Genomic DNA, 9813 nt, shown 5'->3' with positions numbered 1-9813 from the left:
TAGTTCGGACGGATCTCCGCAACCATGCGCACCGCGCGCTCGCGAAGCTCGGGAGGGTAAGGGGACGGACGTGCCATGACTCGATCCTCTCAAGGAATCGAGCCTCCATCAGACCCGGAGCGGTTCACTCCGACGGTTTGAATGACTTGAGCGTCGCAAGGTCCATGACCTGACTCACTTCTCCTTCGACTCGCCGCCGACGGGCTTGGTGTCCTCGTATTTCACCTGGAGTTTCTTCAGGTCCGCCAAGGCTTCCTCGTCGGTCTTCGACAGGTCATGGCCCACCTTCTGCAGAAGCCCGCCCAACGTTCCACAGCGGCCACGCACATCGCTCACGTACTTCTTCCAGGAGTCGTAGAGCTCCTTCTGCGCCGCCGCGCTCACGGAACCGGTCGTGTCACCCAGCCCGGCCTGTCCATCGGCCAGTTTTGTCAGTGACTTGCCGACGCCCTCCTTGAGGCCGGTAACGCCCTCCCCGACCCACACCCATGTCTTCCTGTTCGACTTCAGGTCGCCCGAGGTTCCGCCCTCGGAAGGGGCCTGGTTCAGCTGCATGGTCGCCGGCCCATTCGCCGCGACATCAGCTTTGATCTGCTCCCATTCGTCCCATGCCACCGTAAGATTCTCCCCGTTTCCCCTGATATCCCCGTTTCCCGTGGTCCCGTTCCGGAGCTCCTCGGGCCGAAACGACATCGTCTCCGGCTTCCGCGGCTCAGATCAAATTCAGGTCTATCGTCCGTGGCTGGAACCCATTCGCCCTGGTCGGTCGTCCTGTGGAGCGGGATCGATCGGATGGGACGGCATGGCGGAGCGGGCAGAACCTGGTGCAGTGCCGGCGGAGACGGCGGTGGCGCCCGGTATGGGGAACCGGCGAGGGTGGGTGATCGCCGGGGTTGCCGTCCTTCTGGGCGGAGTGCTGGGGTTCCATCGTCTTGTTCCCAACTGGCCCGGGCGGATCGGGAGTCTGATCGAGTCCTTTCTTCCCTGGGGCGGCGTCCTCGTCGTCGTTCTGCTGGTCGTCGCCCTTGTTCGGCGGTCCGCCGTCGCCCTCGTCGCCCTGCTGCTGCCGGTGGGCGTGTGGGTGGACACCTTCGGCGGGCTGTTCCTGCCCGGTGAGGAGGGTGATGGGCGGGAGCTCGTCGTCGTACAGCACAACGTCAGCGACGAGAACCGGGATCCCGCCGGGACCGCCCGCGCGCTGATCGGCTCCGGGGCCGATCTCGTCGCGCTGGAGGAGCTGGTGGATCCGCAGGTGGCGGTGTACGAGAAGAGCCTCGCCGCCGACTATCCGCATCACGTCGTCCGGGGCACCGTCGGGCTCTGGTCCAAACACCCGCTCAGCGGTGAGCAGGTGGTGGACATCAAGCCCCCGAGCATTGAGGAAGGGTGGAGTCGTGGCGTGCGGGCCGTGGTCCACTCACCGTACGGGGATGTCGCCGCGTACGTCGCCCATCTGCCGTCCGTCCGGGTGGGGGTGGGCGGGCTCGCGTCCCAGCGGCGGGACGAGAGCGCCTCGTTGCTGGGGCGCGCCATCGCGGGCGAGAGCGTCGAGGCGGTCGTTCTGCTCGGGGATCTGAACGGTGTTGTGGAAGACCGGGGGTTGAGGCCTCTCACCTCACAACTGAGCTTCGCTGAAAGCGGGTTCGCCTTCAGCTTCCCCGCCGCCTTTCCGGTGGCCCGGATCGACCAGGTCATGGCCCGCTCCGCCACCGTGGGCCACATCCGTACTCTGCCCGCCACCGGAAGCGACCATCTGCCCGTCGTCGCCCGCGTCGCCCTGGAGTGAGTCGCCCCGGGGTGAGCGTCCGGCGGCCCGGAGCTCGTCCGCCTTTTGTACGGCCGCCACGCGTTGCCGCCAGGTCATGTCCTCGGGGAACTCGTACGCGTCCGTGTCGACCATCCAGCTCGCGTACGCCGTCGCCCTGCGGCAGTCCGCGCACTCCGCCTCGTCGGCCAGCGGGCGGAAGACATGCTCCTCCCCCGGGCCCGTGCACGCCATCAACTCCCTGACCGGGGGCGGCGGAGGCGGAGCCGGCAGCGGGGTCACCGGGCACTTCTGGATCAGGCGATGGCGCAGGAAGCCGACCGCCGAGCGCACCCCGCCCTCCGGCGGGTCGGCCAGGAGCGCCTGGCGCAGGTCCCCCTCCGGCAGGCCGCCCTCCAGCCACTTCACGGCCTCCACCGCCAGCGTCCGGGCCTCCCTGACGCCCAGCAGCAGATCGCGGCGCGTGTGGCGCAGGGACAGCAGCAGGCGTTCGGCCTTGGCCAGTTGGCTGGTGGGGGGCGGGGCCGGGGCCGGCTCGGGGGCCGCCTCGGCCGGGGCCGGCTCGGCCGGGACCGCCGCCGGTTCAGGGTCCGGCGCCGCCTCCACGGGGTCCGGGTCCCGGTCCGGGTCCGGGTCCACGAGCTCCGGCTCCACGCGCTCCGGGTCCGGGCCCCGGTCCGGATCCGGGTCCGCTGCCCGCTCCCGCCCTCGCCCCCGCCCCCGCCCCCGCTCCCGCCCCCGCTCCGCTTCGGAGGGTGGGTGGGGAGTGGTCTTATCACCGTGGTCTTCCTCGGGTTGATAGCCACCGACCGACCGAGGAGTCGGTTCACCGACCGTCGGATACCGCACACCCGGAGAGCGCCCCGCGTCCTGCTCCAGCCTCGTCCAGACCGCCCTCGCCTCCGCACGCGTCAGCGGTGTGTTCGTGAACAGCTGGTCCGTCGCCCACAGCCCGTCCTCGCGCTGGCCCCGCCATTCGTGGACGTAACCGTGCTCCACCAGTTGCTTCTTGGCCTGCTGGTACGGGCGGCCCTTCATGTCCAGCTTCAGCGCCAGTTCGCCGAGCGGGCGGTTCGTGGCGGAGTCCGGGAGGCCCTGGACGTACAGGATGAGGATCTTGGCGTTGCTGTTGATCCGACGGTCGCGCACGACCGTGTTCGAGGCCTTCGTCCAGCCCGAAGAGGGCGCGATAACATAACGCAGCATTTCTGGTGGGTCCTATCCACTGGGGGTGTAGGCCCTCGGGTGGTGTTCGCGCACCTCCGGGGGCCGCCCCTTGCGCGCGGGCGCGCACTGAGCGTGATGACCTCGTCACCGTATCCCACAGTTCTGACGCATCACCAGATCGAAGATCTGTTCGCCGAACCACCCCCACGTCGGCGTCCGTAGCATTCCTCCATGCCTGCTCTGGTCGTCACCATCACCCTCGCCTTCGTCGGGTACGTCGCGGCCTACCTCAACGGGCTGCGGCTCGCCCAGCGCAGCGAGCGGCTCGCACGGGTCAACCGGCAACTCAGCGACTTCTACGGCCCCTTGTTCGCCATCACCGAGGCCAACAGCCGCGCCTTCGAAGCCTTCGCCCAGCGCAACGTCCGCCCCGACGGGCGCTCCCCCTTCGACCACGAGGATCCGCCCACCGAGGAGGAACTCGCCGAGTGGCGGCTGTGGGTGACGACCGTCTTCCTGCCGAACATCCGGACCATGCGCGACCTCGTCGTCACCCACGCCGATCTGCTGCGTGAATCCGAGATGCCGCCGATCCTGCTCAAGCTGTGCGCCCACGTGTCCGGTTACGAGATCACGGCCGCCCGATGGGAGCAGGGGCGGTTCGACCAGCATCAGTCCGTCGTGTCGTTCCCGAGCCAGGACCTCGCCGACTACGCGCGGGAGGGGTTCACCGCGCTGAAGGCGGCGCAGGGCCGGTTGCTGGGACGGCGACGGCCTGCCGCATGAGACCACGACCCTCCACGCCTTGTACACGCTCTCATCACAATTCCGCTTCTCTTCCCGCATGCCCCTGATGTGCGCCCGTACGCGCTGCGAACATCGGCTGCTCCACCGCACTCAGCACCTGGTTCGGCCTTGGGGGTAACACATGCAGACGAGGAAGCAGGCACGGCGGTCCTTGCGCGGAGCCCTCCGGATGCGCATGTCGGTGGGAGTGGGTGCACTCGCCCTCGCCCTGACGGGGTGCGGGAGCGACGGCGGCGGCACGGGCGACCAGGGCGGGAAAGGCGCCGTCGAACGGACACTGGCGCTGATGGACGACCAGCAGCGCGTGGCCGCGGGCGACAGCCTGGACGTGGACGTCCTGGACAACGACTCCGTCACCCTGGAGAGCGGCGAGCGGGCGGGCCTGCTCGCCGCCTACGACCCCGCCGAGCTGACCCTGACCATCGACACCGAGCCCAGCAACGGTTCCGTGTCGGTGTCCTCGGCCACGGTGACGTACACCGCGCGGGACGGGTACGTCGGCGAGGACGAGCTGACGTACGAGGTCAGCGTGAAGGGCACGGACGTTCCCGCCGCCACCGCCGTCGTCCGCATCACCGTCACCGCGCCCGCTTCCTGACCGATCCCCGCCCCTATTCGCCCTGGTGACAGAGCTACTGGCGGCCGCAGCAACGGGCGCCTTCGTCTCCAACCGCTGGGGGTGCGGTGGCCGAGCCTGTCCGTGTGCGCAGACTGACCGACCAGGAGGCGCAGAAGCAGCAGCAGATCGTGCGCCGGGGCAGCACCAGCTCGGTGCTCTATCGACGCGCGATGATGCTGCCGGCCTCGGCCGGCGGGAGCCGGGGGACGTCCCCTCAAGACTGCAGCATGAGCACACTTCCCATCCCGTGCACGGCTCCTCGTGAAAGGCTGGGAGCATGATGGGTGGACCGTCCGAGAACCCAGAACTCTGGGCATTCCTGGAATCACTGCACCGCGGCGAGTTGCTTTCCGGCACCGTCACAGCGATCGAACGGTTCGGTGTGTTCGTGGCACTGGACGACGGACCCGACCATCCGGTCTTCCCCGGCGTCGGGTTCATCTCCTTCGCTGAACTGTCCTGGCGACATTTCGAGGCAGCCTCCGATGTCGTGCAGGTCGGACAGCGCCTCTCATGCGAGTTTCTCCAGTTCGACACGTGGAACCTGGAGGCCAGACTGTCCTTGAAGGCCACACAGCCGGACCCTTTTCTGATATTCGCTGACACCATCACGGTGGGGCAGAAACTGCCTGGCCAGGTCACCAAGCTGATCCCGTTCGGCGTCTTCGTCCAGGTCGCCGAAGGAATCGAGGGACTGGTTCACCTGCGAGAGCTCGCCTGGACAGCTGTGAAGACTCCATCAGATGTCGTCCAGGTCGGCGACAAGATCACGGTGGTCGTCACCGAGATTGACCGAGAGCGACGCCGGCTGGCCCTTTCCCGACGCCAAGGCTCATCCGCCGACGTGTGATGCGCTGCCTTACTGTGCATTCTGCGCCCATACCGCCAACTGCAGCCGGAAGAACCCGTTCTGCTCGACCGGTCCGACACAGCCGTCTTCGCGCAGATTCTCGAGTCGGCCTTCTTGCACCTGTTCGTGCTGGAAGTCGATGGAGCCATCGTGGCCACGACGTACCTGAACGTGATCCCGAACCTGACGCGATCCGCGTCACCGTACGCGGTCATCGAAGACGTCGTCGTTGATCAGGCCCTACGGGGAACAGGCCTGGGCACGCAGATCATGGCCGGCACGCTGCAAGCAGCCTGGAACGCGGGCTGCTGCAAAGCAATGCTGCAAACAGGCTCACGCACACCGGCCACGCACGCGTTCTACCTAGCCTGCCTTCCAAGTGCGTACGGTGGCACCGGCTAAGTGCCGGTCGGGCGGACTCCCGTCAGGCGAACCGGGCGAACCCTTCGAACCCGCCGAACCCGTCAAGCGAACTGGTCGAAGCCCATCTTGGCCACCATCCCGGTGACCACGAGGACCAGCACGATCCTGACGAATCCGGACCCCCTCTTCATCGCCGTACGCGAGCCGATCATCGCTCCCGCGATGTTCCCCACGGCCATCCCCAGGCCGAGGGCCCACAGCACGTTGCCCTGCCAGGCGAAGACCGCGAGCGCCCCGAGGTTGGAGGAGGCGTTGATCACCTTCGCCATGGCCGCGCTCTCCAGGAACTGGGTCGCGAGGAGTGTGGTGAAGGAGATGATGAGGAAGGTGCCGACCCCGGGTCCGAACACTCCGTCGTAGAAGCCGATGCCCACGCCCGCGATGAGGATCGCCGCCGTGCGGCGGCGCGGGGTGACGACCAGGTCCCTCTGCTGGACCCCGAAACTCGGCCGGAAGGCCACGAAGAGCGCCACCGAGATCAGCAGGCCCATGATGACCGGCCGGAAATAGCTTGTGGGGACGCTCGACGCCGACAGAGCGCCGAGTGCGCCGAAGGGGACCGCGAGTCCGGCGGCCGGCAGCAGGACCTTCCGGTCCAGCTTCGTGCGGCGCTGGTACATGTACGCGGCGGTCGCCGTGCCCATGACCGCCGCGATCTTGTTGGTGCCCAGCGCCACCGCGGGCGAGTACGTGGGAAAGGCCAGCAGGAGCACGGGTATGAGCAGGACCCCGCCGCCCCCGACCACCGCGTCGACCCAGCCCGCCGCCGTCGCGGCGGCGAGCAGGCCGAGCACCTCGTACAGGTCCACGCTTCCCCGTCCCCGATTCCCGGTTCCCGATGCCCCCCGATGCCCCCGGCCGGCCCGGTCAGCGGTAGTCGTCGGGGTGGTCCTGCATCCAGGCGTTGACGCTGTCACGGGTGCCGACGATCTCGGAGAAGTGCTTCTCCAGATGCGGCTCGGAGCGGTCGTCGCCCAACTTGGTGAACAGGGCCTTCATGTCGGCGAGCGGCTTCTTGAAGTGGCCGGGCCCCTTGGTGTCCGCCCGCATCGACTCGTCCAGCTCGGTGAGTTCCCGGGTCACCCGGCCCAGGAAGTAGGCACAGTCGCCCGCGCCCGGGGTGCAGGTGTCGTCCAGCGTCGCCTGGAGCGTCGCGAAGGCGTCGCGGACCAGGGCCGGGCCCGGTGAGGGGGCAGCGGTGGGGTCAGTCTCACCCGCCTCGGCCGCCTCGGCCGCCTCGCCCGCCTCCCGCTCGGCGCGGTCCGCGTTCTCCACGGAGTTGACGGTCCGGGCGGCGTCCACGTCGGGGCCGTAGCCGCCCGATGCCTGGGTGCAGGACACCAGCGCGGCAGCCGCGACCACGGCAAGTACGCCTGCGCGCAGCCCCGTTCGCGCCGGATGGTGACCGCCGGTACGGGCAGCGTTACGGAACAGCATGAGACCCCCCTCGTGCGAAGGGTCCAGACCTTACCCCGGCTCTCGGATCACTGATGGAGATCACGCAGGTATCGCGCCATCTCCCCGTACGCCGCAGGCATGTTGCATGTTGTCCACGCGGGCGTCGTGGCCGCCGCCTCCTGGGCCGTCACCCGGCGGGCCGAGACCACCTGAGCCGTCCTCGCGGACCCGGTCCGGGACGCCCGACCGGACCAGCCGGGGGCTTCGATCGGCAAAGGCGGTCGACGACCGACGATATCCCGTCCTACGTCCCACAGCGTCTCACCATCAGTCGTGAAAGCGCAGGTCACAGGCATGGTCGTCCCAGGACATCCCATCATGGTGGTGGAACGCGAGCCAGCCTCTAGGCTCCGAAATCGCACCGCCGGCACCGTGGGGAAATGCCCGCCCGGTGGGGAGCACCCACCCAGTGGAAGAGGAACATCATGCCGCGATCGACCGCCCGCCGCCGTACAGCCGCTGTCGCAGCTGTTGTCGGTCTCGCCCTGTCCGGCTCCATCCTGTCGGCGCCCACCGCGCAGGCAGCCCCCAAGCTCACCTGGGAGGAAATCGGCTACAAGAAGGAACTGAAGGAGGACGGCACTCGCGGCTTCCAGCTGTTCCACCACCCGCACAACATCGGTGCGGTCACGTGGGCCGCCGATCCGCTGATCGGCTCGTGGACCGGCGACTCGCTGTACATCACCGACAAGGAGAGTGACGGCTACTACGTCGTGGGGCAGGTGGTCTCGGACGGCAAGACGATCATCAACATCAACACCCAGGGGAAGCCGGCGCCCTCCAAGGTCAAGAAGACGAAGAATCTCAAGGAGAACACCAAAATCAAATTCCGTGCCTGCATCAAGAGGGGCACCACGAGTTACGGCTGCACCAGCTGGTTCCACACCAAGGCCTGACCGGGAGCACGCCACCCGCGTATCCGACTCCTGCTTCAGCCCCGCCCAGGCCGTGTGGCAGGAGAAGCGGTGGGCGTCGCCGCCGTGTCCCGGGCCGCCCCTCGCGTGACATGGTCTGACAGCTGACCGAAAGAAACCCGGCGCCGCGTTGAACGCCCGCCGCCCCGAGCCCGTACTCCCCGGCAACTCCCCCGCGTAGGCCGGGTGCGTACCCGTACCGGACTCGACAGGACCGTACGGGCACGCACCCGGAGCGGCGGGACTCCGAAGGCCACCCGGGGCCCCGAGGTCCCCTCAGCCCCCCAGCGCGTGCGACACCGTGTAGATCGCCAGGCCCGCCAGCGCGCCCACCACCGTGCCGTTGATCCGGATGAACTGGAGGTCGCGGCCGATGTGCGCCTCGATCTTCTTCGAGGTCTGGTCCGCGTCCCAGCCCGCGACCGTCTCGCTGATCAGCGAGGTGATCTCCGCGCGGTACGTCGTCACCACGTACACCGCCGCGTCCTCCAGCCAGCCGTCCAGCTTGCCCTGGAGCCGTTCGTCGCTCGCCAGCCTCGCGCCCAGCGACATCAGCGAGGCGCGCGCCCGCAGTCGCAGTTCGCTGCGCTCGTCCTCCGCCGCCGAGAGGATCATCGTGCGGACGGAGGACCAGGCCGAGGCGATGACGTCCTGGACCTCGCTCCGGCCCAGGATCTCCGACTTCAGGCGCTCCACCCGGGCCCGGGTGTCGGCGTCGGTCTGGAGGTCGGCCGCGAAGTCGGTGAGGAACGTGTCGATCGAGCCGCGCGCCGGGTGCTCCGGCATGTCCCGCATCTCCGTGACGAACCGCAGCAGCTCCTTGTAGACCCGCTCCCCCACTCGCTTGTCCACGAACCTCGGCGTCCAGCCGGGCGCCCCGCCCTGCACCGCGTTCATCACCGAATCGCCGTGCTCCACCAGCCAGTCGTGCGCCCGTACGCAGATGAGGTCGACGACCTTGCGGTGGCCGCCGTCCGTGACGACCTTCTCCAGCATCTTGCCGAGGCCCGGGCCGACCTCCACCGCGTCCGCCCGCCGGGTGATCGCCTCGCCGACCACCGCCTGGACGTCGGAATCCCGAAGGACCGTCAGCGCACCGCGCAGCGCCGTCGCCAGCTCGGCGGTGACCCGGTCCGCGTGCGCCGGCTCCGCGAGCCACACACCGAGCCGCCGGCCGACCCCCAGAGCGTGAATTCGGTCACGAATGACGTCTCCGGAGAGAAAGTTCTCGCCAACGAAGGAACCGAGGGACTGTCCTAGCTGATCCTTCTTGGTGGGAATGATGGCCGTGTGCGGAATGGGCAGACCCAGCGGGCGGCGGAAGAGCGCCGTCACCGCGAACCAGTCCGCCAGCGCGCCCACCATCCCCGCCTCGGCAGCCGCTGCGACGTAGCCCGGCCAGCCCCCCACGCCTGAGTTCTTCGCCCAGGTGGCCAGGACGTAAATGAGCGCGACGAGCAGAAGGAGGCCGGTCGCCGTGAGTTTCATGCGCCGTACGCCGCGCTGCTTCTCCTCGTCGGCGGCGGTGTACGCGAACGAGGCCAGCGGGCCCGCGCCCGCACCCGCACCCGCACCCGCCCTCGGCTCCCGCGCCGATCGCCCCGAAGGCGGCTCCGATCGCCCCGGCGGCAGCGCCGAGCGCTCCGGGCCCTGCGGCCCCTGCGCCGCGTCCTTTCGCACCGCGTCCCCGTCCTGCCCCTGCTCGCCGGATCCGGTCCGTTCCATCCGCTCCACCCGTCCGCGTACGCCTCGCCCCCGTGACGTACGCATTGTCCCTACCTCCCCTACTCCTGGGCCGCATGTGGAGTTC

Annotated in this window: 10 protein-coding genes and 1 pseudogene; 7 read left to right on the top strand and 4 right to left on the bottom strand. The window is 68.8% G+C overall.

The genetic code is table 11. The features are described from left to right. Nucleotides 1-174: 174 nt before the first annotated feature. A complete protein-coding gene (locus IE140_RS32980) occupies nucleotides 175-615 on the bottom strand; it encodes a hypothetical protein (RefSeq protein ID WP_229827002.1) in 441 nt (146 codons plus the stop codon). 244 nt (nucleotides 616-859) lie between these two features. On the opposite strand from IE140_RS32980, the gene IE140_RS32975 reads away from it, so the two are divergent. The 6 genes and pseudogenes from IE140_RS32975 to IE140_RS32955 all read left to right on the top strand — a co-directional run bounded on the left by IE140_RS32975 (nucleotide 860) and on the right by IE140_RS32955 (nucleotide 5610). Then, nucleotides 860-1786 carry an endonuclease/exonuclease/phosphatase family protein gene (locus tag IE140_RS32975; RefSeq protein WP_189460961.1) on the top strand — a complete coding sequence of 309 codons (927 nt, stop codon included), beginning with the start codon at nucleotides 860-862 and terminating at the stop codon, nucleotides 1784-1786. Nucleotides 1787-3163: 1377 nt separating this feature from the next. Next, on the top strand, nucleotides 3164-3718 hold the full coding sequence (locus IE140_RS32970) for a hypothetical protein (protein ID WP_150196162.1): 555 nt from the start codon (nucleotides 3164-3166) through the stop codon (nucleotides 3716-3718). A 190-nt stretch (nucleotides 3719-3908) separates the two neighbouring features. Further along, nucleotides 3909-4337 (top strand): Ig-like domain-containing protein, encoded by a 429-nt coding sequence (locus IE140_RS32965; protein WP_229827001.1) that lies wholly within the window; start codon nucleotides 3909-3911, stop codon nucleotides 4335-4337. 86 nt (nucleotides 4338-4423) lie between these two features. Continuing rightward, nucleotides 4424-4561: pseudogene (locus IE140_RS36570) on the top strand (IS630 family transposase); the annotation flags it as partial. Between the two features lie 74 nt (nucleotides 4562-4635). Next, nucleotides 4636-5208, top strand: a complete 573-nt coding sequence (locus IE140_RS32960; RefSeq protein ID WP_109178685.1) for a S1 RNA-binding domain-containing protein — start codon at nucleotides 4636-4638, stop codon at nucleotides 5206-5208. Between the two features lie 12 nt (nucleotides 5209-5220). Beyond that, nucleotides 5221-5610 (top strand): GNAT family N-acetyltransferase, encoded by a 390-nt coding sequence (locus IE140_RS32955; protein ID WP_150196158.1) that lies wholly within the window; start codon nucleotides 5221-5223, stop codon nucleotides 5608-5610. 62 nt (nucleotides 5611-5672) lie between these two features. Here IE140_RS32955 and IE140_RS32950 read toward each other — a convergent pair whose 3' ends face one another. Continuing rightward, nucleotides 5673-6440: a sulfite exporter TauE/SafE family protein gene (locus IE140_RS32950; RefSeq protein ID WP_032774932.1), complete on the bottom strand. Its 768-nt coding sequence runs from the start codon at nucleotides 6438-6440 to the stop codon at nucleotides 5673-5675. 58 nt (nucleotides 6441-6498) lie between these two features. After that, nucleotides 6499-7068: a hypothetical protein gene (locus tag IE140_RS32945; protein WP_373296212.1), complete on the bottom strand. Its 570-nt coding sequence runs from the start codon at nucleotides 7066-7068 to the stop codon at nucleotides 6499-6501. A gap of 446 nt (nucleotides 7069-7514) precedes the next feature. Between IE140_RS32945 and IE140_RS32940 the strand changes: the two genes are divergently transcribed. After that, nucleotides 7515-7985 (top strand): hypothetical protein, encoded by a 471-nt coding sequence (locus IE140_RS32940; RefSeq protein ID WP_150196156.1) that lies wholly within the window; start codon nucleotides 7515-7517, stop codon nucleotides 7983-7985. 294 nt (nucleotides 7986-8279) lie between these two features. Here the strand turns inward: IE140_RS32940 and IE140_RS32935 are convergent, their stop codons facing one another. After that, on the bottom strand, nucleotides 8280-9773 hold the full coding sequence (locus IE140_RS32935) for a DUF445 domain-containing protein (RefSeq protein ID WP_150196155.1): 1494 nt from the start codon (nucleotides 9771-9773) through the stop codon (nucleotides 8280-8282). Between the last annotated feature and the right edge of the window lie 40 nt (nucleotides 9774-9813).

Source organism: Streptomyces parvus (assembly GCF_014648875.1).
Lineage (GTDB): Bacteria > Actinomycetota > Actinomycetes > Streptomycetales > Streptomycetaceae > Streptomyces > Streptomyces parvus.
This window is presented reverse-complemented; position numbering and strand designations above follow the sequence as displayed.

Coding starts and splice junctions, on each gene's coding strand:
- IE140_RS32945 (WP_373296212.1), bottom strand. CDS start 7,068: ATGCTGTTCCGTAACGCTGCCCGTACCGGCGGTCACCATCCGGCGCGA.
- IE140_RS32960 (WP_109178685.1), top strand. CDS start 4,636: ATGATGGGTGGACCGTCCGAGAACCCAGAACTCTGGGCATTCCTGGAA.
- IE140_RS32975 (WP_189460961.1), top strand. CDS start 860: ATGGGGAACCGGCGAGGGTGGGTGATCGCCGGGGTTGCCGTCCTTCTG.
- IE140_RS32965 (WP_229827001.1), top strand. CDS start 3,909: ATGCGCATGTCGGTGGGAGTGGGTGCACTCGCCCTCGCCCTGACGGGG.
- IE140_RS32935 (WP_150196155.1), bottom strand. CDS start 9,773: ATGCGTACGTCACGGGGGCGAGGCGTACGCGGACGGGTGGAGCGGATG.
- IE140_RS32940 (WP_150196156.1), top strand. CDS start 7,515: ATGCCGCGATCGACCGCCCGCCGCCGTACAGCCGCTGTCGCAGCTGTT.
- IE140_RS32970 (WP_150196162.1), top strand. CDS start 3,164: ATGCCTGCTCTGGTCGTCACCATCACCCTCGCCTTCGTCGGGTACGTC.